This is a genomic window from Staphylococcus sp. GDY8P57P (assembly GCF_017892585.1).
Lineage (GTDB): Bacteria > Bacillota > Bacilli > Staphylococcales > Staphylococcaceae > Staphylococcus > Staphylococcus borealis.
This window is the reverse complement of the sequence record NZ_JAESLK010000002.1, coordinates 26,034-50,589: the sequence shown is the minus strand read 5'-3', so window position 1 is coordinate 50,589 and position 24,556 is coordinate 26,034. Positions and strand designations below refer to the sequence as shown.

The following is a 24,556-nucleotide window of genomic DNA, read 5'->3' as shown; positions in this document are numbered from 1 at the left end:
AATGATGCAACAACTTTATCCAACTGTTAATCATCCTTATAGTTTTGAACTTAATAAAGATTTCAACTTTTCAGCGGCGCACTACATTCCAAGCGAAGATGCTGGTAAATGTATGAGAACACACGGACATACTTATTTTGTCAATTTAACAATTGCTGGGGATCATTTGGACCACAATGGTTTCTTAATTAATTTCAGTGAATTAAAAAAATTAATCCATGATCAATTTGACCACTATCTATTAAATGACTTACCTCAATTTAAAGATAAAAGTCCTTCAACGGAGGTTGTGGCGCAAACGATATATAAAATGGTACAAACACACCTCCAAAGCTACGATAATCACCCGCAATGTGTACAAGTCTACTTACGTGAAACACCAACAAGTTATGTAGTATATCGTCCAAAGGAGTTTAAATAATGACAGCTAAAATTCCAGTACTTGAAATTTTCGGACCTACGATTCAAGGTGAAGGACGTGTTATCGGTCGTAAAACAATGTTTGTTAGAACTGCAGGTTGTGATTATCGTTGTAGTTGGTGTGACTCTGCTTTCACCTGGGATGGCAGTGCCAAGGAAGATATTCAATTAATGTCTGCTGAAGAAATTTATCATCAGCTAAAAGCGATTGGCGGTGATTGTTTCGATCATGTTACGATTTCTGGCGGTAATCCGGCACTCATTAAAGGGATACAAGAATTAGTTGATCTATTTGAAGAGAAACAGATTTATACCGCATTAGAAACACAAGGAAGCAAATTCCAACCGTGGATGAGACAAATTAACGACTTAACTATTAGTCCTAAACCACCAAGTTCTAATATGACTCCTAACATTGACATATTAGATAGCGTCATTGAACAATGTATTGCTTCAACCCTTAATTTAAAGGTCGTTATTTTTGATGATGCAGATTATGATTTCGCTAAAATGATACATCATCGCTACCCAAATATTCCTTTTTATTTACAAGTTGGTAATCCATACTTAGATGATGATGTAGACAATCATACCGATAAACTTTTAAATCGATATGAAACATTAGTTGATAAGGTTATGACGAGTGATGATATGAATCGTGTCTATGTTTTACCACAGCTACACACACTCTTATGGAGCAACAAAAAAGGCGTTTAATCAATTCATTATAAATGAAAAATATTTTCTAAGTGTTTTGAAATGATTAAGTTTGTTTTAATTGGTATAATGTTCTAATGAACTATGTGAGATAGGAGTACAACATGATTATATATGTATTGATTAATATCGCCGTTGTGCTTGGCATACTCGGCTTTGACTTATATAAGCACCAATTCAAACAACTCAAATTCAGCTCCGTATTAATAGCTATAGCGATTAACGCTTTAATTAATGCTATTGTCATTGACAAATTTAATTTTATAACAATAAGTTCAATTGCCTTTTTTATAGGTTGGATGGGACTGCAATATTATTTAAATCATCAACACTATACTTTTATGATTTCCGAATATAAATCGATTGCTTTAATATTTTCGATCATTGTAAGTTGTTCATTATTTATCACTTATGGTTCAAGTGATCAATCAATTTACATGTCCGTTCCATATTTAGCACCAACCATATTTTTAATAGGCGCAAGTGCAATATTTTTAGGTACCTTTCCTAAAGGTGAACTTGGCATATTTAAATTCATAAACAAACTTAAGTTTCCAATTATGATTGGCTACATGCTTATTATTATGTCTATTGTATTATTAACGATTTTGACACCTTTTTGGTATGTTTTCTTAATTATATATGTACTATTTAGTGTTTATCTTGCTTGGCAGTTGAAACACGCTAAATTAAAACAACATTTAACACACAAATAAACGCTTGAAGTTCTTATTAATGAAACTTCAAGCGTTTATTTTATTTAATGTACTTTTTCATTTTCCTGCTCAACTAATTTGAAATCGTAGGAAGGTTCTTTTAAATTTGATGCTTGCACAATGTATTTAGGTCTTTGCTTAACCTCATAATAAATACGACCAATATATTCTCCTACCACACCTATAGACATTAATTGAATGCCGCCAATGAGTAGGACTGCTGCTATCGTTGTAAAATAACCTGGATTATTAATACCATTTACCATGATACCTATCAACAAATATAGGATATAGACAATACTTAAACTGAATATAGTCATTCCAAGGTAAATCATCGCACGTAAAGGTTTATTATTAAATGAAATGAGCCCGTCAATGCCATAGTTTAGTAATTTCGTGAATGTCCATTTAGAATGACCGGCTTCACGTTCAACATTTTGATATGTAAAGATTTTAGTATTATATCCTATCCATTCAAATAAACCTTTTGAAAAACGATTATATTCTTTAAGTGAAGCGATTGATTTAACTGCACGTTGACTTAATAATCTAAAATCTCCGACACCATCTATAAATTCAATATCCTCGACAAAACTGTTAATCAATTTATAGTATAGCTTTGTCATTGATTTCCGAGCGATATTTTCTCCAGTTCTATCACGCTTAGCGATAACCTGGTCATAGCCCTCTTTGAATCCCTCTATCATTTGTGGAATAAATTCAGGTGGATGTTGTAAATCCCCATCTACCATCACTACAGCATCACATTGTACACTATGTTGAAAACCAGCTATCATTGCTGATTCTTTACCGAAATTTCGGCTGAAAGAAATATATTTAACATGTTGATCTTCGCTTGCTAAATGTTGGACATGGTCGATAGTATTATCTTTACTACCATCATCGACAAACAATAGGTCATAATCATACCCTTTGTCCAAACTATCTTCCATCAAAATTTCAGTCAATTTGTCGTACGTTTTTGTTACGACTTCACCTTCGTTAAAACAAGGCACAATGACTCTGATTTTCATTAAATTACATCCTTTTCATCATTCTTATTACTATTTTATCAATAAAATTGACAACTATTCTACTAAAAACTATGCAATTAACAAATAATTAATAAAAATTAAATGAAAACAATACAATTATTCTATATTTTATCTATCCAATTGAGTTAAAGAGACAATGCTATTTCAAATCGCCTATGCTAACATCATCAGGGTCTTTACCTTGGCGCGCGTTACGATTTAAACTATCAATTTCTGCGATTTCTGTAAGTTCTAAGTTAAAGTCAAATATATTATGATTTTCTCGAATACGTGATGGTGTTTTAGATTTTGGAATAACAATACGATTATGCGCAATATGCCAACGCAATACGATTTGTGCTGGTGTCTTATCGTATTGTTTTGCTAATTTAGTAATTGTTGGGTCTTCTAGTAAACCTCTGTTTCTCATTAATGGCATCCATGCTGTCACGACTATATCATGTTTATCACAGTAATCTTGAACATCTTGTTGATTAAAGTAAGGATGAACTTCAATTTGATTGACTTGCGGAACAATAGTTGTTTCACGCATCAATGTTTCTAAATGATGCACTTTAAAATTACATACACCTATCGCTTTCACTTTACCTTCTTCATATAATTTTTCTAGTGCTTTATACGTTTCAATATAAAGTTGATCGTTCTCACAAGGCCAGTGAATTAAATATAAATCGATATAGTCTAAACCTAAATTGTCTAATGAGCGATTAAAATACTCAAGTGTACGGTCATACCCTTGGTGATCATTCCATAATTTTGTTGTAATAAATAAGTCTTCACGAGGTACACCACTATTTTTTAATGCTTTACCAAGTGCCTCTTCATTCTTATAAAAATATGCTGTATCAAATGCACGATAACCATCGTCTATTGCAGACTGAATCGCTGTTTCCATTTCTTCATCTGAGACTTTATAAACACCTAAGCCGATTTTTGGCATTGGATAACCATTATTTAAAATTTGTGTGTCATTCACCATTCTATCTTCTCCTGACTTTTCTATTAATGTTTTACATTATCATCATTTAGGATAACTCAATTGCAATAGGATAGACAAATAAATCGTATGTAATTTAAATATACAGAAGAAGGGAGCGGGACAGAATTTTTTAATTCGTCGTCCCACTCCCAACTTGATTTAAGCGCCTTCTCAGTTCAGTCAACTACTGCGAATTTGCCAAGTAGCATTATCATAGTATTTATGTCTCAAATGCTACTTTCTTAATCATTTTAAATTAGTCATGTGTTTCGTCTTTTTTATCTTTTTTGTCTTCATTTTCATCTTCATCTCCACCGAATGTTGGTCGATTATCGATGAATTCATATTTAAGTACAACCCAAACTAATTGATGGTTATCCATTTCAGATACTATCCAACGATCGTATTGCGTATCGATATGATCTTCAACTTGTAGGTTAGTGTTATGGGCTTGAAGCCAACCACCTATAGTATCAATGTCTTCTGAATCTTCAAACTCAATGTCGAATTGTTCATTTAAGTCATCCAATAGAACGCGTCCATTAATTTGGTAAGTGTCATCGCCTAATTTAACAATGTCATTCACCTCATCATCGTCAAATTCATCTCGAATTTCACCTACGATTTCTTCAAGAATATCTTCCATTGTTAAAATACCAGCTGTACCACCGTATTCATCAATAATTAAACTGATATGTACGTGTTCACGTTGCATTCTAACTAATGCATCACTAATGCGTGTTGTTTCTGAAATCATTGGCAGTTCATGGATATAATTGTTAATTTTAATCGGTTTACCAGAAGCGTATTCTGTTAAAAATTCTTTAACATTGATGAAACCTTTGATATGGTCTTTATCTCCGTCTTCAGTAATTGGGTAACGCGTAAATTGATGTTCTTTAATCGTCTCTAATAATTCATCAACATTAAATGGTTCATTTAAAGTCACCATTTGAGTACGTGGTACCATGATATCTTTTGCATGTCTTTCATCAAATTGAAAGATATTTTGCATATAGTTTAATTCTGTTTGGTTGATTTCGCCACCATTATAACTGTTGTTAATAATGATCTTAATTTCTTCTTCAGACATAGCATCTGTTTGAGCATCAGGATCAACGCCTAACATTCTAATAATTACACGTGCTGAACCATTCATTAACCAGATTAAAGGTTTCATTATATTACCAAAGTAATACAATGGTCTTGCGTATGTTAACGCTAACTTCTCGGTATGCTGAATCGCAATCGATTTCGGTGCTAATTCACCTAATACAACGTGTAAATAAGTTACGACTATGAATGAAATCACAAATGAAATCGTTGTAGTTAATGCATCAGGTAATTGTAATAAATTAAAAATAGGATGCAACAATTTCTCAAATGTCGGTTCTCCTAACCAACCTAATCCTAAAGAAGTAACTGTAATACCTAATTGGCAGGCTGATAAATAATAGTCAAGGTTTGCAATCATCTTTTTGACAATTTTAGCACCACGATTACCCTCTTCAGCGAGTTGTTCAATGCGCGTTGAACGCACTTTAACTAATGCAAACTCCGATCCTACGAATACTGTTGTTAATGCGATTAATAGAAAGAATATTACTAAATTTATTATGGTCACTGTTTCCAATTAATTCCCTATTTCTAGGGATTCACCTCCAAATATTATGTGTCCCATATGGGTAACACGGATTTATTGTGTTTTGCTTATTAACAATATATGCACATGTTAAGACCTTCCCATTGCGACACCCCCGAAAAAATGTATTACTTTTATTTTATCATATATCAATTACAAATAGTTGATTGTAACCCTTTTGATTAAAAAGTTACAACTTATCATTTAAAACTAATATTGCGTAATAGTCAAGAAAGGTAAGCGTAAAGTGACAGAAACCAACGTACAATGAACCATCATACAAAAACGGTACCCTAATCGAAGTACTTTTGCCGGTCATTAAACTTCCATATTTAAAGCTTAAGACTTTATTACTCATTCTCTTGCCTTCTTATTCTATATTCTCATATGTTTACCCATTTTTGTATGTTTTAACATTCATCATTCAATAAACTAACGATTTAGTTAAATCATACTAATTTTAATTATAAGTACTTGACTAACCGTTTAAAAGGAAGCAGAACAGCATTCTTTTTAAATCCGTTATCCCCCAGCTTGCTTTGCTTATAGCATTTCTTGATTGAATTCTCCTTGCTAAGCAGGCCCACAAAAATGACTAGAACCGAGAAAGCTTACACCTTCTCGGTTCTGTTAGCTACTGCAAATATGCAAAATAGCATCGTTATATTATTTATATCATAAACTCTTATCGCATCTATTCATCCATAGCTTTTGATGCTTCAATTTCATTTTCAGTAACTTTTGGTTTTAATAAACCATACATAATTGCTGAAACAAGTGTACCAACAATCAATGCAATTAATGTTTGTAAAATATGACTAAAGTCTGTTGCCGCAATTACGATAATACCACCATGTGGTGCATTGATACTTGAACCAAGTGCTAATGCAATTGCACCACCTACACCTGAACCAACCATCATTGATGGAATCACACGTAATGGGTCAGCTGCTGCAAATGGAATGGCACCTTCAGTGATAAATGATAAGCCCATTACATAGTTTGGCACGATAGAACCGCGTTGTTCTTTAGTGAATTTACGTTTAAAGAATACCATCGCTGTAGCAATTGCTAATGGTGGAATCATACCACCAACCATTGCTGCTGTAATTGGTGCTGCATTACCTTCTGTTAATGCGGCTGTCGCGAATACATAGGCTGCTTTGTTAAATGGTCCACCCATATCGATGGCCATCATAGCACCAATAACTAATCCAAGTAATACAATGTTAGAACCTGATAAGTTATTTAAACCGTTAAGCAATAAGTTATTTAACCACGCTGCTGGCGGGTTGAATGCATATATCATTAATAATCCTGTGATTGTTACACTTAATAATGGATAAATTAACGTTGGTTTTAAACCTTCAACTGCTTGTGGTAAACCACGCGTAATATATTTAATACCTTGAGTTAAGTAACCTGCTAAGAAACCTGCAATGATACCGCCAATGAACCCAGAACCACCAGAAATAGCTAACATACCACCTACTAAACCGGCTGCAAATCCTGGTTTATCAGCAATACTACGTGCAATGAAACCAGATAAAATTGGAATAATTAAAGCAAAGGCACTTTTATTACCAATATTCCATAATTGTTCAGCAAAGGCGTTATGTTCAGCACTTTTTGGATCAAATGAGTTCGCACCGAATAAGAATACGATTGCCATTAAGATACCACCAGCAATAACAAGCGGTAACATATTAGATACACCATTCATTAAGTGTTTGTAGAATGCTTTACCAAAGCTTTGTTTTTCATTACTTTCACTATCTTTTGATTTTGAACTTCCACCGCGTGCAACAAATGGTTTACGGCTTGTATCTAACGCTGTATTAATGAGTTCCTCTGGTCGTTTAATACCATCAGCTACGGGTACTTCTACAACGTTTTTACCATCGAAACGATCTGTTTCAACATGCACGTCTGCTGCAACAATAATACCTGTTGCGCGGTCTATATCTTGTTGTGTGATATGGTTTTTAATACCGCCTGAGCCATTTGTTTCAACTTTCATTTTAATGCCCATTTTATCGGCTTGCTTTTTCAATGCATCACGAGCCATGTACGTATGCGCAATACCTGTAGGACATGCCGTTACTGCTAATACGTATGGTTCATTTGAATCTGCCTCATTACCGCTACCTGCTACAGTTCCTGATGAAGCCGCTTGTTCTTGCGCTTCTTGTTCTTCTTCTTTTGTAGCCTCGTCATCCGCATTATCGATAATTTGTAAGACTTCTTCGTGCGAATTAGCGTGCAATAAACTTTCTCTCACTTTATCATCCATTAAAATGCCTGATAATTTTGCAAGGGCATCTAAATGTGTTTGCGCACCACCTTCTGGTGCAGCAATCATAAAGAATAAATGTGCTGGTTGACCATCTAAACTTTGATAATCAACGCCCGCTTTAGATTTACCAAACGCAATAGCTGGAGATTTAACCGCTGCCACTTTAGCATGTGGAATGGCGATACCTTCACCTATACCAGTAGTACTTTGAGATTCACGATTGTGAATGGCCTCCTTAAATTGTGCAATATCACTTAATTTCCCAGCTTTATCTAATTGATTTACTAATTCTTCGATAACGCCATTTTTATCATTTGCTGCCAAGTCCATTGCTATGGTTTCTTTAGTTAGTAATTCTGTTATTCTCATTTATTTCACTCCCCATCAAGTAACGTCACTGTAACTTGTGATTTTATTTTTTCAATACCTTCTTTTGTTGCCAAGTCCTCTGTAAATGCTGTAGCTGTTCCTGAAGCGACTGCTTGTCTAAATGATTCCTCAAGTGTCAATCCTGATTCAAGACCAGCGACCATTCCTGCAACAGTACTATCGCCTGAACCCACTGTATTGATCACCGTACCTTTAGGGTTCTGAGCTTTAATACTACGTTCGTTATCAATATAAATCGCACCATCTCCACCTAAAGATATAATGACTGATTGTGCGCCTTCTTTTAAGATTTCACGACCATATTTAACAACATCTTGGTCACTTTCTACAGTCATATCAAACATTTCTTCTAATTCATCTTTATTAGGTTTAATAAATAATGGCTTATATTTTAATACTGTATTCACTAAATCTTTTTCAGCATCGACCACTAATTTTGCTCCCGTTTGCTGCGTGATTTCAGCAATCTGCGCATAAGCATCACTCGGAATACTCTTTGGCACACTGCCAGCAACAATCACGGTATCTTCGTTCGTTGTCTGTTTAATTTGATTTAATAATGCTTGAAATTGATCATCTGTGATTGATGGCCCAGGTGCATTAATTTCTGTTTCATCTCCAGACTTCAATTTGACATTAATACGCGTATCTTCATCTACTTTAATAAAGTCCGTTTTAATATGGCTTTTTTCGAGTGTTTGTGCAATAAATGCTCCAGGAAAACCACCAGCAAATCCTAATGCAGTAGATGAAACACCTAAAGTTTTTAATACACGTGAAACATTAATGCCTTTCCCACCTGCAAATTTATAAGTAGATGTCGCTCTGTTTAATCCTTTTAATTCAAAGCCATCAGTAAACATAATGTAATCTATCGATGGATTGAACGTAACTGTATAAATCATGATTAACCTCCAATGAATGCATATTTCTCTTTATATTTACTAAAATTTAAATGTGCTACTGTTTGTTTAGCTATGATCATTTCAACATGGTTATCACTAATTGGAACGTGCGCAAAATAAACAGCACCTATTTTTGAATGATCAAGTAAAACATATGATTGATTTGCTTGTTTCATAGCCTTTTCTTTAATTAATGCCTCTTTTTCATCTGGGGTTGTTAGACCGTGTTTTAAATCTAAACCATTCATTCCAAGAAATGCTTTATCAAAGCAATAACGACTTAATGTATCAAGTGCACTGGCACCTACAGTTGCAAGTGTTGTTTCTTTAACTTGTCCACCTATCATTAATGTTTTAATGCCTTGTTTAAGCAACTTTTCAACATGGGTTAATCCATTTGTAACCACTACGATATTTCGCGCTTTTATAAATGGAATCATTTCAATTGTTGATGAACCAGCATCCATAAAAATGCAGTCATTGTCTTGAATGTGTTTGGCTGCAATTTGACCAATGACTCTTTTTTCTTTTAGATTTCGAGACATTTTATCCGATAGAATCGGCTCATTGTTTCTATTACTATTTAATGTTGCTCCTCCATGAACTCTTTGAAGTCGACCTTGTTGTTGCAATTTCGATAAATCTCTTCTAACAGTTGAAGCGCTGCAACCTGTTCGCTCTATTAATTCTTGGAGTGTAAGAAAATCTTTTTTTCTTAATTCCTGAAGTATTAAGTCATGTCTTTTTTCAGAAATCATATAACCACCCCGCTTCACCTCACATTATAATGTGTACGCTTACAATTTTCAATCAAAAATCGTCAAAAACAATCAAAAACATTCATTTCAATTTAAAAATTAACAGATATTACACAATTTGTCATCCCATTGGTAATATCTGTCACTATATTGCTATTTTTGAACGATGTCTTCTAATTGAGCATTTGTCATTGACACTAAATCTTCTAGTTGCAATACAATTTGAACACCTCGTTGTCCACCACTCACTATAATTTTGTCTCGTAACGATGCAGATTGATCAATCGTCGTTGGGAATAAATGTTTCATACCTATCGGAGAACACCCACCACGTATATAACCAGTCACTTGTTTTAAATGATCTAATGGCATAAGTTGTAATTTCTTTTCATTAACAACATGTGCCGCTACTTTCATATCTAATGAACCACTTACTGGAACTACAAACACAAAATGCTCGTGCGCAGCGTTTTCTAATACAAGCGTTTTAAAAACATCTTGGACATTTTCACCGACGAGTTCTGCAACGCGTTCACCATCCATATGACCTTCTTCAACTTCAAATGTTTTAACTTCATAATCTATTTTGGCTCTGTCTAACATACGCATTGCATTTGTTTTCTTGTGTTTCATTCACATTCACCTCTATTCGTCTTTACCTATTATATTACTACCTTGCTATAAAAAATAAAAATAGCGCTCTTCTCTACTATTAGAAAAGGCGCTATCATTGTGCGTTATTTGATGATGTTTCTATTTTACCCGTTTTATTTACTGCAATATTACTATTTGGCGATGAATGATGTGTATTCAATTGATACGTAATATCTTGGTTGGTTTCACCGCTACGCTCTAAATTAACAACTTTGCCGTATTGGTGATTTGTATAATTTTGAGCAATGATTCTACATTCTTCTGAAGAATATTCATGTTTGTTGCGCTTGTCGTTATCTCGCGTAGTTGAATCTAATTTATTATAATGCGCTTCTATTTTACGTTCATTGACGTCTTTTTCTGATGCTTTAGCAGTGTGGCTTGTCGTTATATTTAACATTTTCTCTGCTGCAGAAACATTATTCATCTTTGAAAATGTAGAAATCGTTTGATGTACTTTTGCTAAGGCATTTTGATTCGTAGCTATGAATAATAAAAACGCTAAACAAATTGATAGAATAACAGCTACCATACCTAAAAGTATGTTTTTTAAATTCATCTCCTTACCCACATTTCTCTCTAAATTTTTATTTATCTTAACATATAAATTGAGTAAAAATAATTATGTAGACTGCAATTTAAAATAACTGTAATCTTTGTAATACTTCTATTAATAAACGACGCTATATTGTTACAATTTAACAACCTAAATGTAAAAATAAGCAATGACATCATCATTTAATCATTTAAAAACGAATAATGTCATTGCTTATTAGATTTAATATTCATATTATCATTTTTTACGACTATTAATTATTTCGCAGCACGTTTTCGACGTCTTGTTGCTTGCAGTGCTTTTTCAACAAAAATAATCACTATACCAAACAACATGACTACAATAGCCATATACAATGGGAACTCTACGTTAACATCAAACAGGGCACCTGCCACTAACGGACCAACAAAGTTCCCCATACTTGTAAATGTGGAGTTTAAACCACCAGCAAAACCTTGACGATTGCCTGCAATATTTGAGTAATAATTGGTAAGTGCAGGACGGATTAGATCGAAACCAATGAAAACAATGAAACTAATAAACATGATTGTCCAGTAGCTATGTGACACTATCAACAAGCCAAGCACAATCGCTGAATATAGTAATGACCAAATAATAAAGGTTAATTCAGTCATATATTTCATAAATTTATCAAAGAAGAAGACTTGGAATAGTGCTCCGGCCACACCGCCTCCAACAATTGCGATGGATATATCTCTTGGCGTATAGTTAGCTTTTTCAGCTGTATATAAAGAGAATAAAGTTTCAAATGCTGATAGTCCAAAAGCTAATACCAGCGTCAAAATAATTGGTGTAATAAATACTTTCCAGTTAATTTTAGTAAATACTTCCGGCTCAATTGTTGTGAAACCATCTGTTGTTTCTTTGCGCGGATTATGAATTAATAATAAAGACATGATAAAGGCTACTACACCCAATGCACCCGCAAAGTAAAATGGCGCACGATGTGAGAATTCTGCTAAAAATCCTCCAATTCCTGGACCTAAAATAAAGCCTGAATTAATAATGGCTGACATATAACCGAAATTCTTTGCTTTGTCTTTTGCTGGTGAGATATCTGCAATCATACCTGTTACACCAGGCATAACCATTCCAGCACTAAAACCACCTAATATACGAGAAGCAATGAGCACAGGAAAATGATGACCAATCGCAAATAGAAATTCAGATATAGCAAATAAAACTAAACCAATGCAGATAATTAATTTTTTACCAAGTTTGTCGGCCATCGTACCGCCAAATGGTGAAATAATCATTTGAGACAAGGCAAACACTGCTACCAATATACCTAAGTCACTACCTTTTAGGCCTAAATCCTTTAAGTATACAGGAAGTACAGGTATAACCAGCCCGATACCTACAAAGATTAAGAAAATATTGAAGTACAATGTAAATAATTGTTTTTTCATGATGACACCTCATTTCATAAATAATTGGTAAATTCAATCGTCTCATTTAAATTTAATCTTGCTTTTGATTCAATCTAAACGAGCAATGTACAATGACATAGTTGAAAATTACATAATATTAGGACATTGTATACTATTTAACTTCTATATTACAATAGTAAAATTTAAATTCTAAGCAATTAAACTTACTGGCTAGTATAATAGATGTAACTAATCAAATTGAGGTGACAATGATGAAATATAAAAAAGATGATCAAACGTTTCTTTTAGTACTAGATAAAGGCGAAGATATTGTAGAAGCTGTTACACAATTTGCTGTGGAACAAGAAATGAAATTTGGATCAGTCAGTGGTATCGGTGCCTGTGATAATGTAACACTCAATTTTTATAATTTAGATAGTCAAAAATACGAAGCACGTGAAATTAAAGAATCTTTAGAATTAACAAGTTTACTTGGCAATATTTCTCACATAGATGATAAACCATTTGCCCATTTACACGGTACCTTTGGCACACGTGATTTCCAAACGTTAAGTGGTCATCTAACTCAAGCTGTGGTGTCAGCTACTGCAGAAATCGTAATCCAGATGACAAACTTAGATATTAATCGCACACATGATGAAGAAACCGGATTAAACTTATTAAGACCTTAATACAACGATAATAACCCATAGATAGCCTATTTAGTTACGCATCTATGGGTTATTTATATCTTCCTTCATTTTTTACAATGATTCATGCTACCTATTTAGATAAGATAAATGCTTTATTATTTGATTACCATTTAAGTAACCTTTATTATTAATCATTGACTAACAAAAATGAACATTTAGTTTTAAAGAAAGTAGTGTATAACATGACTTCGCGTTATATTGCCAGACTCTATTTTATAATCCTTTTCACATTCTCATTATTTGAAACACGTGTTTTTAACTTTATGAGCTTAAATCTATTTTTAGCATATATTCCATTTGAATTATGCTTACTATTACGCTTATTCAAACCAAGAAAAAATTATGAGTGGCCACTCTTTATCGTATTTGGTTTGATTTTTATATTACTAGTACCTAATACATTTTATATGCTGACAGATTTAATTCATTTAAATCAATTCACATTTGATTTTTATGTTCGATTAAATATTATGGAATGGCTATATTTCACCTACATATTACTAGGTGTTTTCTTAGCAATGTATTGTATGATTCTTATTTTTATAAATATTATGCATTTTACTACAAAAGTATGGCTTAATCGGACTTTAATTATTGTTCTTATGTTTTTAAATGGTTTAGGAATCTATATGGGACGCTTTTTACGATTCCATACTGTTCATTTAATTACTGAACCATTCACAATCATTCATCAAGTGATCACGTCTTTAAATACACAGACCATTACCTTTATTTTACTAATGGTTCTATTACAAACCGTTATCATTATCTTTGTGAAAGGAGTGAGGGTTGCTAAATGATTGGACATATGTTTATTCTTTTTCTCATTATTATATTGTTACAACTCATTATTGGTCATTTCTTTCATAAAAATGGTTTCAGCATGACACATAGCATTCTTCTCATGCTATTACCATTAGGGATTGGTTTGTATCTTATTCAAATCTTTTATTATGAACGTCACTATCCTAATTGGGAAGTGCCACTTGATATCAAATTAAGATTAAAATACATGTATATCATCACTTTCTTAGAATATGTGGCGGTTTATATTTGCTTATTCGCTTTAAAATAAACTCAAATCCTAGAACATTAAGACTAAGGAAATATGAAAATAGGCCTATTTTTCAAATGCTACGACAATCTAGAAATGAAATATAAATCATGTTGTAAAGGGCCCCTAATATAGAATATTTCGAAGGAAAATTCTATATTAGGGGCCCTTCGGCAAAGATGACTAGATTTGAAAGTAGCTTGATTTAAGCATCATTTCAAATTAGTCAGCCACTGCCAAAATAATAAAGTAGGCTGAAATAATTTGTTTTATCCCAGGCCCACTTCAATTATTTTAAAATTGCTTAAATACTGACATCACATGTGCTCTCGCTTCTTTATGATCCACTAAAGGCTTGGGATAGTCTTGTCCCAATTTAATTTCTTCTTGTTCCAATGCTTCTTCATGTTTGAAAGGTTCGTGTAAATATTTAGCAGTAACATCATTTAACTGTGGTATATATGTCTTAATATATAATGCGTCCTTATCAAATCGTTCACTTTGGCGACTTGGATTAAACATTCTGAAATATGGCGCAGCATCTGTTCCAGTTGATGCAGACCACTGCCATCCATGTACATTGGACGCAGAGTCGAAATCAATTAATCGTCTTCTGAAATAATCTTCACCCCACGTCCAATCTATAAATAAATCTTTCGTTAGGAACTGAGAAACGACCATTCTCATTCTATTATGCATAAATCCAGTTTGATTTAACTCAGACATAGCTGCATCAACAATTGGAAACCCTGTTTGTCCTTCACACCAGCGTTTAAAATTATTTTTATTATATGACCATTGAATATCACGATACTTCTCATTGAACGCCTCATGCGCAGTATGTGGATAAAGTGTCATTAATACATAATAAAATTCTCTAAACATAAGCTCTCTGATAAATTGTTCAATATTATGTTCATCCTCTTCATAAGCCTCTAACAATTGTGTAACAATTTGCTTAATATCTATTAAGCCATAAGCTAACACAATGCTGAGTTGGCTTGTTAAGACTTCAGGTAAATATTCACGATTGGTTTCATAATTTTGTATGTCTTGCTCAATGTAGTTATTCCAATTTTTTATAGCCTGTGATTCTGAAAGACCCTTATTTGAATAATCTTGTTTTAGTGTTTGCTGCGATTTGACACATAAGTGTGACAAATCACCTAATTCGTAATGATATGATTCATGTTGTCTTAGTTTAGAGCGATGTGCCTTGTAAAAACTCGTAAAGACTTTGTAAGGTTCACCTTGTTTATTCATCGTTGTGCTTGGTTTGAAATAGTGATTTGCACGAACGGTAGTAACCGTAATATTGTATTTGTTGAAAGCCTTTTTCAAATGACGAATGTCATAACTTTCATGATGATAGCTCATAATATCTCCAGCAATGACAACTTCGTCGATGCCCTTATCAGAACAAAAATCTCCTAATTCACGATAGTCTAATAAAAACGGTTCGATATCATACTGATGAAGTGCTTCAAGAAATGATTGCAAGACACCATAATAGTAATTTGCTTTCATTTCTGTACCATCTTCATCAAATATTTCCTGTGGAATAATAAGATAACATTTCTCAATATCTTCTTTATTTTGATTTATATATTCAAATAATGGATTATTATGAATTCTAAAAACGCGATTAAGTATTACACCAATAGTCATTATTTCACTCCTGTTATTAAAGGTTCATTAACTTTACCCTTTTTCTAACAATTTAAAATCCGCTTCATAGAATGATAATTTCAAAGAGCGTGTCACACTTAAACAAGTCCTAACCATTTCCAATAAGTCAAACTAAAAATTAGTACCAAGATATACGCAATAATCGTTAGCGGTACCCCAGTCTTCAAGAAGTCTTTGACTGTAAATGTCCCTGTTCCATAGGCAAGCATATTTTGTGGTGCACTCACAGGTAATAAGAACCCAAAGCTAATTACAAATTGTTGAATTAACACAAACCCAATCGATTGATCACCTAAATGTAATGTTGCTGTTAGTGATATAAAGACCGGAATAAGTGCAGATGATAGACTGGTTGCACTCGCAAACCCAAGATGAATTAAGATATTGAATAACGTTATTAGTGCAATCGTAGCGATTAATGGCATATGTTGTAATCCCATAAGCCCAAATGTTTTATCACTCAGCCATTGTGCAGCACCTGTTTTTAATAAAACATTACCTAATGAAATTCCTACACCGAAGACAATAATGGTTCCCCAAGGTATTGTTTTCTCTACACCTTTCCATGTAATCACACCAATCTTAGGCGTCAACATAATACCTAAAGCAATTAAAGTAATGGACGCAGAGTCTATGGGATGTAAGACCTTCTCAGTAGACCAGAAAAAGAGTAACAATACAGAAATAATAATAAGTCGCCACTCTCTATTAGAAACAGGTCCTAATTGATCTAATTCTGCTTTTATTAATGCTTTACCCCCTTCGATTTCTTTATGTTCAGGTGGCATTACTTTCATCATGACAAAGAATAATGCAATGGACATAAGTATAGACCATGGCGCCGCATATAAGAACCATTCGCCCCATGATACGTCATGTCCTAAGTTCTGGTTAATAAAATTTGTCGCTACGATATTTTGTGCAGCTGCAGTTTTTATGCCTATATTCCAAATGGAAACAGCTTGAACTGCAGTAATAATTAAAAGGGAGGCCAGTTTACTTTCTTTTGAAACTTTGAATGCAGCAATCATCCCTAATAAGATTGGTACAACGGCACCTGCTCTAGCAGTAGCTGAAGGAACAAAGAAAGCGAGTAATATTGAAACCAAAATAGCACCAATCACAATGTTTCTTGTTTTATTGCCAACAATAGATAACACGAGTAAAGCTAAACGTTTGTGTAATTGTGTTTCTTGCATAGCCGCAGCTAAAAATAATGCTGCCGCAACTAATGCAACCGCAGATGTTGAGAAGCCACTAAAGGCATGCGTCAATGCATTCCCAGTACCTAGCCAATCTGCGCCAGACAAGATTTTATCTCCTTCTTTTGGATTGCCTAACTTCTCTGACAACTGTTGAACTGGACTAAATCCACAAATTAAAATAATTAAACCTAGAATCATCGTTGCTGATACTGGATATGTTACAGCTTCTGTCACCCACATAATGACCGCAAACGCTAAGATTGCTAGTGCGCCTTTAGCCATAATCGGTAAACCTTCTGGTGTTGGTAATACTAAGATGCTGAATAAAACAGCAAAACTGATTATAATCCAAATTGGCTTACAACCACTTTTACGTTTCTTTTCTTTGTCATGCTTTAAAAGATTATCATTGTCCTGTATTGATTGTGCTTTCTTCATCATTACCCCTCCCTCAATTCGTCAATGTCAGTATATCAAGAAAGCGCTTTATCAAAGACGATTATGTGATAAAATACACAAAATAGTCACTTTTCAGACAATTAGAAACAAAAAAACTTTGCGATAAACATTTAATTGCTTATCACAAAGTTCATATCATTTAACATGTATTTATCTAACCAAAAATTTCACGATTTAGTCCAAAAACATATAATAATGTAAAGAATGTAGCTGCGCTTAGAATGGTTAAGATTAAGGATAAAATCAGCGTTCGTTTAAAACGATTAATGAATGCGATAAATAAAATCCCTAAATTATAAGCGAAAAAGAGTCCAAATAAAACCATTGTCACTTTAATATTGGTATAAAATATATTAAACAGCAGTACGATAATAGCAAAAATTGTATATGGAATCGTAATCCATCTAAATTCAAAGCGAATTTGCTTCGCACGTTTATCTTCGTTATTCATGGTCAAACCCCCCTATTTTCAATTATAAATGATTAAAAAGCAAACGCCTATGTCATAACTGTGACAATAACCTATTTAAGTAAATTGAATCATATCAAGTTGATTACGTAATCGATTCGTATCTAATGCCTCCCCGATGATGACAATTGTCAACGGCACCTCTTTGTCGATAATGCCATAATCAGGTAATCCCATAGCATATTGAAATTCATAAGTGACCTCTGGCAAATCTCTAAACGTCACAAAGCCTTTTAGTCGAAGCACACTATCTGGTAGACGCATAATAAATTGATAAAACAATTGGCGATCTATAGCAGTTGTAAATGTATATTGCATTGATTGTATACCATGATGATGGGCATGCTTATGTTGTTTTTCATGGTGCTGAATCGCATTAACATGAATTTGATCATATTGAAATTGACTGTAAGTGGTAACAATAACAGGCGCATTCGGATTGATTTGTTTTAGATTTTCTTTAATGTTATGGATGGCTTCTTCATCTACTAAATCAACTTTATTCAATATTATTGTGTCACTATAACTTAATTGTTCTTCTAATAATTGAGCAGTTGACGGACTATATACATCTTTCTTTATAAATCTTTGTGCATCTACAATACCAATGATTGTAGGTTTATGAACGTTATTTACAAGCATCGGATCTTGGCAAGCCGTATAAATCTCAAGCGGATATGCTAAACCTGTGGCTTCGATTATGATATGACTGGTTTCTTGAAGTTCAATTAACTGCTTCATCTGATTTACTAAGTCACTATTTAAATCACAACACACACAGCCATTAATTAATGAACGAATGGATACGTCATCTCCAAGTAATAAACTATCAACGTCGAAACTGCCAAATTCATTCATAATAATTGTTATTTTCTCATCTTTTTTTAATAATTGCTCTATATAATGTTTTAGAAATGTAGTTTTACCACTTCCTAAAAAGCCATTTACAATTGTAATTGATATTTTTTCATTTTTATTATTTATCATTTTAAAATCTCTTTTCTTTTTAAAATTAATTCGAATATGATAATATATGTATTTATTTTAGATTACACTTGATTAAAATAGAAATATCTTCTAGAATTTAAACATACTTTAATTTTAGCATGGCATTGAGACGAAGTGTGTTGCAAGTTATATTTTATACAACATAGACGAAATTTAATCCGAAACATAGAGAGACGGATAGAATGTCTGGAGGAGAACTTTAATGTCTGAACAACATAATTTGAAAGAGCAACTCTGCTTTAGTTTGTACAATGCTCAAAGACAAGTTAATCGCTACTATTCAAATAAAGTCTTTAAAAAGTACAATCTTACTTACCCACAATTTTTAGTGCTAAGTATTTTATGGGATGAATCTCCTGTAAATGTTAAAAAGGTAGTTACAGAACTAGCTTTAGATACTGGTACCGTATCACCTTTATTAAAAAGAATGGAACATGTTGATCTCATCAAACGTGAACGTTCTGAAGTTGATCAACGTGAAGTATTCATTCATCTTACTGAGAAGAGTGAAAAAATCAAACCTGAATTAAGCGATGCATCTAAGAAAGTTGCAACTGCTTCTTCTTTAAGTAAAGATGAAGTACACGAACTTAATCGTCTATTAGGTAAAGTCATCGACGCTTTTACCGAGTCAAAATAAAATGACATGCTAATACTAAGCCAATTAAAGTTATTCGTTTCGAATCAAATTATAATATATTTATCAATAACGAAAAGCCTGAGTTATCTATCGTAGATATCTCAGGTTTTTCGTTTATAGCATATGTGCGCTAGTTCATTTTTAATAAACGACTCAAATAGTGATCACCTTGACTTAATTCATCATAACGTCCTTGTTCTTTCACTTGACCATCAATGAGAACGACAATCTTGTCAAAGTGTGGCAATAATTTCAAATCGTGTGTTGCAACAATCACTGTTTCAGCTTGTTCCTCAACCATTTGCATCACTTGCTTAGTGTTAACTTCATCCAATGCCGTCGTTGGTTCATCTAACAACCATACATTGGCATCTTTTAGAAATAGACGTGCTAGCGCAATACGTTGCATCTCTCCACCCGATAATGTATTTCCATCTAAAGTAATGGGTCTTTCCAAATTAAGATGGCCTAAATTCAATCTTGTTAAAACATTTTGAATAACACTATCATTATGATTCGTGAACATGTTAGAACGCAGTGTACCATCAAATAATTGTTGAGATTGTAGTAGTACATTAAGTTGTTCAAAGCGACTGTCTTCATTTAGATGTGAAACGTTTTGTCCATAAAGAGCTACTTGTCCACTATCAATATCATACAAGCCACTCATGATTTGTAGTAACGTGCTTTTCCCAGAACCTGATGGTCCAACAATTGCTATTTTCTCGCCGTTATCTACAGTTAAGTTTATATTGGATAATGTAGGCATTTCTTGATGTTCGTAACTAAATGACATTTCTCTAATATCATAAACACGGTGCTGCATCACTTCTAATGTTTGCTTCGATTCGTCCACTGGATACGACAACACATCATTCAAACTATGTAATGCTTCATCTGTATCCGCTTTATAATATGCAAAGTTGCTCATCGGCACTGTTTGTTCAAATAAAGTTAACATCATCAATACAATACTCGTTAAGTACACCACATTTAATTGTCCTTCTTTAACTTGTAAAATGCCCAAGGCTAAAGTCGCAAATATAGCGAGCATAGCGATTAAATTGAGCATATAATCATATAATGTTAAAAATCGTGATTCTTTCGATTGCATGTTGTCATATGTTTCTAATGCGTGCATCAAATGATTACGATAGTCTTCTACGTTGTTAAAACGAGCTAACTCAGCATACCCTTCCTTGTAATCATAAAATTGCGTAATCGTAGTTTGTTGTTGCTGTGCAACTTGTTCCTTTAAATGGCCTACCCGCTTAGCACTTAACCACGGTACCAACCATAGTGAACATAACATACTTATTACGATAACAATCGCATGAACCGCACTAAAATAAATTAATGTGACAGCTGCAATAATTGCTGTGAAACCAATGACAACCGGTGGATAGTAGACTCGTAAGTAAATGTTTTGCAAAGCTTCTACTTTGCTTATCATTTTTGTTAGTAAATCAGCAGATGAATACTTACGATACAAATTAGGTACTCTTGGAATTAATTGCTCTAAAAATTGAACTCGAACATCTCGCAACATTGTAAATGTTGTTCTATGCGAGAGCAAACGTTCTCCATATCGGGCAATAGCACGTATAAACCCAAACATCTTAACTGATACAACCAACACCATTAATGCGTATAAAGGTGCTCCTAATGCACTTTGGGTTACCATATAGCCGCTTAAGAAGAACATTGCTAAGGCAACGATGCTCCCTATAACCCCCGTCAAGATGACTAATATTAAATCCTTATCCGGCCGAAATCGAATATGTGGTTTCATATGAGGTCACCACCTTTATCTAGTCTTACAGAAATCGTCTGGTCATCTTCAACTAAGTGACCCGCTTCAATAAATAATCGTCGTGTTGCTTGGCGAATCGTTGAATCACGATGTGCAATCATAATCATCGTTACACCATTAAAATGTTGAGCGATGACACGTTGAATGATCGTCTCCGTTTCTAAATCTAAGCCAGTCGTCGGTTCGTCAAACACAACTACATCAGGATGCATTAGTAACACTCTAGATAACTCGATACGACGCATTTGACCACCTGATAACATTTCGCCACCTTCACCAATTTGACTATAAATCCCCTTTTTTAGTGACAATACTTTCTCTTTTAAGCCAACCATTTCTAATACATGAAGGATTTGATCATCATCAACTTCTTTAAACATGGCGATATTATCTTTAATAGATGCCGAAAAAATATATGGCGTTTGACTCAACATTCCAATTTGATGAACATTGTAGTTAAACGTTACTTGGCCAGATGTTGGTCGAATCGTTTGAGTAAGTAGCTTTGCCAAAGTTGATTTACCTGCACCACTTGGTCCTACAATAGCGATAGTCTCCCCACTATTGATTGTTAAAGACATATCTTGAATCGCATAAGATGATTGATTCGGATAGTGATACGTTACATGAGTCATACAAATTTGAGGTTTCTGCTGTACTTTGACCTTCTCTTGATTTACAAGCGTTGCACTATCAGAATCTAAAAAGTCAAAAACGACATCACTCGCCCCCTCACTTTGCTTACCTGTATGGAAGGCTTGTCCTAAATCTTTAATCGCATTATAAAACTCAGGTGCTAATATGATGGCAATTGCCGCCGTCTTAAAATCAATGCTATGAAAAACCACAAGACTTAGCGCAGCTTCCAAAGCAACCAATCCAATACCTAACATACTAATGAACTCGAGCATTAAACTCGATAAAAACGCGCTTTTTAATATGCGCATCGTTAAATCACGAAATCGCGTACTATCTTCATATACATGTGCTTTCGTGTGTTCGGTCTGTCTAAAAAGCTTAAGTGTAATAAGCCCCTTAGACACATTGAGAAAACGCTGACTAAACTGATTTAAATACGTCATTTGATTTTTAGATTCATCACGCGTTTTAAGACCAAAAATAATGTAAAAAAGTGGAATGAATGGTGCTGTAACAATCATAATTAATGCGGTATTTAAATGGATGAAACACATTGCTATGATAATTATTAAAGGAATCATCATTGACTTAAAGACTTGTGGTAAATAGTTTTTAAAAAATGGAGACAGGCCGTCTATAGTCTCGGTTAAAATATTAATTTGCGTTCCCGTGGCAACGACGGTGTCTTTTAAAACAACTTCTTTGCGTAATTGATGTTTCACCTTACTAGCTAACGTATCACCTAATCGCAAGTTAATCATATTCAATGTTGCTCTTAGAATTAAGACGATTAAAATGATAATTAACAATGAAAAAATAGACGATGTATGATTATATAAGACTTGATCTAAAAAAGTCGCAATACTTATATTTTGAATAACGACAGTTATTGCTAGGCATGTGCTTACAATTCCCATTAACAATGGAAATATTTTATATTTAAAGACTAAATTCATTAATTTTTTCACTTTATCTTCACCTAATTTCCTATTATAAAAGGTTCTTATTGGTTTAGCATTTAATACCTTTTGAAAAACAGTGACAATATAATGAACATGTTATTAGATTATGTATTTTTGCTTTATATTCGAATTATTTAAGATATATGCGCCTCTTAAAGTAACCATTTCATACTTAAGACTGTTGTGAAATGCGCTGTTATACTAGTACATTGGAAAAGGTATAAAAATATATTGTAGGTCGTTAAACACTTTTCCACTTTTTAAATAAAAGTCTGCTCAAAGCATCACTAACATTTATACATAAGGCTTAAGTAGTTGCCTTAATATTATTAGCATAGATTTAATGCATTATGATATTATAGTAAAGTGAATTTTGACAACAATATATTTAAAGACAACAATATTTTAAATTTCTAATAAAAGAAAGAGGTTACTTATGATTATTATCGAGTTTATCAAGGGCCTTATCCTAGGTATCGTCGAAGGATTAACTGAATTTGCGCCAGTTTCATCTACGGGTCACATGATTTTAGTAGACGACATGTGGCTAAAATCGACTGAATTTTTAGGTTCTGAATCAGCTTTCACCTTCAAGGTTGTAATTCAATTAGGTTCTGTTTTTGCTGCAGCATGGGTCTTCCGTGAGCGTTATTTCGAAATGTTACATATTGGCAAATACAGAAAAACGTCAATTAATGAAGAATTTCGTTCTAAGCCACGTCGCTTAAACTTACTACACGTCTTAGTAGGTATGATTCCGGCTGGTATTTTAGGCGTCTTATTTGATGATTTTATTGAAGAACATTTGTTTAGCGTTCCTACTGTAATGATTGGTTTATTCCTAGGTGCAATTTATATGATCATTGCAGACAAATATAGCAAGAAAGTGACAAATCCTCAATCTGTTGACCAGATTAATTATGTTCAAGCGTTTGTAATTGGTATCTCTCAGGCAGTCGCAATGTGGCCTGGTTTCAGTAGATCTGGATCTACTATTTCAACAGGTGTCTTAATGAAGTTAGATCATAAGTCTGCTTCTGACTTTACATTCATTATGGCTGTACCTATTATGCTAGCTGCTAGTGCGTTATCACTATTTAAAAACTATCAATATATCGAACTTTCACATATCCCATTTTACTTAATTGGGTTCTTAGCTGCCTTTGTTGTCGGCTTAATTGCAATTAAAACGTTCTTACACTTAATTAATAAAGTTAAGTTAGTACCATTTGCAATTTATCGTATTGTATTAGTAATCATTATTGCTATTCTGTACTTCGGTTTTGGCATTGGCAAAGGCATTTAAAATTAAATTATGGTTAATACCATTGAACGAGAGCGGGACAACGAATTTATTTTAATTTCTGTCCTGCTCTCATTTTTTGCACTGAAAGACAATTTAATGTTCACGTCTATTGTTTATTCA

The 24,556-nt window shown here is 33.5% G+C and carries 23 protein-coding genes; 8 read left to right on the top strand and 15 right to left on the bottom strand.

What is annotated here, in order from left to right; translation table 11 throughout:
• Nucleotide 1 precedes the first annotated feature (1 nt).
• The 3 genes from queD (at nucleotide 2) to KA878_RS00265 (ending at nucleotide 1,853) form a co-directional block, all read left to right on the top strand.
• Entirely contained in the window at nucleotides 2-421 is a 420-nt protein-coding gene (gene queD / locus KA878_RS00275; protein WP_053029968.1) for a 6-carboxytetrahydropterin synthase QueD, read from the top strand.
• Complete coding sequence (gene queE, locus KA878_RS00270; protein ID WP_053029969.1) at nucleotides 421-1,137, top strand: 7-carboxy-7-deazaguanine synthase QueE; 717 nt, start codon at nucleotides 421-423, stop codon at nucleotides 1,135-1,137. The genes queD and queE overlap by 1 nt, the downstream gene beginning before the upstream one ends.
• A 104-nt stretch (nucleotides 1,138-1,241) precedes the next feature.
• The gene (locus KA878_RS00265; protein WP_075108258.1) at nucleotides 1,242-1,853 is read left to right on the top strand and encodes a hypothetical protein; all 612 of its coding nucleotides are present in this window, start codon (nucleotides 1,242-1,244) and stop codon (nucleotides 1,851-1,853) included.
• A gap of 44 nt (nucleotides 1,854-1,897) precedes the next feature.
• Here KA878_RS00265 and KA878_RS00260 read toward each other — a convergent pair whose 3' ends face one another.
• The 9 genes from KA878_RS00260 to norA all read right to left on the bottom strand — a co-directional run bounded on the left by KA878_RS00260 (nucleotide 1,898) and on the right by norA (nucleotide 12,518).
• Entirely contained in the window at nucleotides 1,898-2,887 is a 990-nt protein-coding gene (locus KA878_RS00260) for a glycosyltransferase family 2 protein (RefSeq protein ID WP_193839647.1), read from the bottom strand.
• A gap of 160 nt (nucleotides 2,888-3,047) precedes the next feature.
• Nucleotides 3,048-3,887, bottom strand: coding sequence for an aldo/keto reductase (locus KA878_RS00255; RefSeq protein ID WP_075108260.1), 840 nt, complete (start codon nucleotides 3,885-3,887; stop codon nucleotides 3,048-3,050).
• 256 nt (nucleotides 3,888-4,143) lie between these two features.
• Entirely contained in the window at nucleotides 4,144-5,520 is a 1,377-nt protein-coding gene (locus KA878_RS00250) for a hemolysin family protein (protein ID WP_053029973.1), read from the bottom strand.
• 703 nt (nucleotides 5,521-6,223) lie between these two features.
• The gene (locus KA878_RS00245; RefSeq protein ID WP_193839648.1) at nucleotides 6,224-8,194 is read right to left on the bottom strand and encodes a PTS fructose transporter subunit IIABC; all 1,971 of its coding nucleotides are present in this window, start codon (nucleotides 8,192-8,194) and stop codon (nucleotides 6,224-6,226) included.
• A 5-nt stretch (nucleotides 8,195-8,199) separates the two neighbouring features.
• Complete coding sequence (gene pfkB, locus KA878_RS00240) at nucleotides 8,200-9,120, bottom strand: 1-phosphofructokinase (protein ID WP_070854457.1); 921 nt, start codon at nucleotides 9,118-9,120, stop codon at nucleotides 8,200-8,202.
• Nucleotides 9,121-9,122: 2 nt separating this feature from the next.
• Nucleotides 9,123-9,878 (bottom strand): DeoR/GlpR family DNA-binding transcription regulator, encoded by a 756-nt coding sequence (locus KA878_RS00235; protein WP_075108263.1) that lies wholly within the window; start codon nucleotides 9,876-9,878, stop codon nucleotides 9,123-9,125.
• A gap of 153 nt (nucleotides 9,879-10,031) precedes the next feature.
• Entirely contained in the window at nucleotides 10,032-10,511 is a 480-nt protein-coding gene (ybaK, locus tag KA878_RS00230) for a Cys-tRNA(Pro) deacylase (protein WP_053029977.1), read from the bottom strand.
• Nucleotides 10,512-10,605: 94 nt separating this feature from the next.
• Entirely contained in the window at nucleotides 10,606-11,091 is a 486-nt protein-coding gene (locus KA878_RS00225; protein WP_193839649.1) for a hypothetical protein, read from the bottom strand.
• A gap of 254 nt (nucleotides 11,092-11,345) precedes the next feature.
• Entirely contained in the window at nucleotides 11,346-12,518 is a 1,173-nt protein-coding gene (gene norA, locus KA878_RS00220; RefSeq protein WP_193839650.1) for a multidrug efflux MFS transporter NorA, read from the bottom strand.
• A gap of 233 nt (nucleotides 12,519-12,751) precedes the next feature.
• Here norA and KA878_RS00215 point away from each other — a divergent pair, with 233 nt between their 5' ends.
• The 3 genes from KA878_RS00215 to KA878_RS00205 all read left to right on the top strand — a co-directional run bounded on the left by KA878_RS00215 (nucleotide 12,752) and on the right by KA878_RS00205 (nucleotide 14,267).
• A complete protein-coding gene (locus KA878_RS00215) occupies nucleotides 12,752-13,171 on the top strand; it encodes a PPC domain-containing DNA-binding protein (protein ID WP_193839651.1) in 420 nt (139 codons plus the stop codon).
• Nucleotides 13,172-13,374: 203 nt separating this feature from the next.
• Nucleotides 13,375-13,992 (top strand): DUF1361 domain-containing protein, encoded by a 618-nt coding sequence (locus tag KA878_RS00210; RefSeq protein ID WP_053029981.1) that lies wholly within the window; start codon nucleotides 13,375-13,377, stop codon nucleotides 13,990-13,992.
• Nucleotides 13,989-14,267 (top strand): hypothetical protein, encoded by a 279-nt coding sequence (locus KA878_RS00205; protein WP_070854468.1) that lies wholly within the window; start codon nucleotides 13,989-13,991, stop codon nucleotides 14,265-14,267. The genes KA878_RS00210 and KA878_RS00205 overlap by 4 nt, the downstream gene beginning before the upstream one ends.
• Before the next feature lie 273 nt (nucleotides 14,268-14,540).
• On the opposite strand, the gene KA878_RS00200 is transcribed toward KA878_RS00205, so the two are convergent.
• The 4 genes from KA878_RS00200 to KA878_RS00185 all read right to left on the bottom strand — a co-directional run bounded on the left by KA878_RS00200 (nucleotide 14,541) and on the right by KA878_RS00185 (nucleotide 19,055).
• The gene (locus KA878_RS00200; RefSeq protein ID WP_193839652.1) at nucleotides 14,541-15,914 is read right to left on the bottom strand and encodes a cryptochrome/photolyase family protein; all 1,374 of its coding nucleotides are present in this window, start codon (nucleotides 15,912-15,914) and stop codon (nucleotides 14,541-14,543) included.
• A 98-nt stretch (nucleotides 15,915-16,012) separates the two neighbouring features.
• A complete protein-coding gene (locus KA878_RS00195) occupies nucleotides 16,013-17,578 on the bottom strand; it encodes an SLC13 family permease (RefSeq protein WP_228480582.1) in 1,566 nt (521 codons plus the stop codon).
• 175 nt (nucleotides 17,579-17,753) lie between these two features.
• Nucleotides 17,754-18,050, bottom strand: coding sequence for a hypothetical protein (locus KA878_RS00190; RefSeq protein ID WP_053029985.1), 297 nt, complete (start codon nucleotides 18,048-18,050; stop codon nucleotides 17,754-17,756).
• A 75-nt stretch (nucleotides 18,051-18,125) separates the two neighbouring features.
• Nucleotides 18,126-19,055, bottom strand: coding sequence for a CobW family GTP-binding protein (locus KA878_RS00185; protein ID WP_193839653.1), 930 nt, complete (start codon nucleotides 19,053-19,055; stop codon nucleotides 18,126-18,128).
• A 223-nt stretch (nucleotides 19,056-19,278) separates the two neighbouring features.
• Here KA878_RS00185 and mgrA point away from each other — a divergent pair, with 223 nt between their 5' ends.
• Nucleotides 19,279-19,716, top strand: a complete 438-nt coding sequence (gene mgrA, locus KA878_RS00180; protein WP_053029987.1) for a global transcriptional regulator MgrA — start codon at nucleotides 19,279-19,281, stop codon at nucleotides 19,714-19,716.
• Between the two features lie 130 nt (nucleotides 19,717-19,846).
• Here the strand turns inward: mgrA and KA878_RS00175 are convergent, their stop codons facing one another.
• On the bottom strand, nucleotides 19,847-21,508 hold the full coding sequence (locus KA878_RS00175; protein WP_193839654.1) for an amino acid ABC transporter ATP-binding/permease protein: 1,662 nt from the start codon (nucleotides 21,506-21,508) through the stop codon (nucleotides 19,847-19,849).
• Entirely contained in the window at nucleotides 21,505-23,136 is a 1,632-nt protein-coding gene (locus KA878_RS00170; protein ID WP_193839655.1) for an ABC transporter ATP-binding protein/permease, read from the bottom strand. The genes KA878_RS00175 and KA878_RS00170 overlap by 4 nt, the downstream gene beginning before the upstream one ends.
• Before the next feature lie 430 nt (nucleotides 23,137-23,566).
• On the opposite strand from KA878_RS00170, the gene KA878_RS00165 reads away from it, so the two are divergent.
• Nucleotides 23,567-24,436, top strand: coding sequence for an undecaprenyl-diphosphate phosphatase (locus KA878_RS00165; protein ID WP_053029990.1), 870 nt, complete (start codon nucleotides 23,567-23,569; stop codon nucleotides 24,434-24,436).
• Nucleotides 24,437-24,556: the final 120 nt, after the last annotated feature.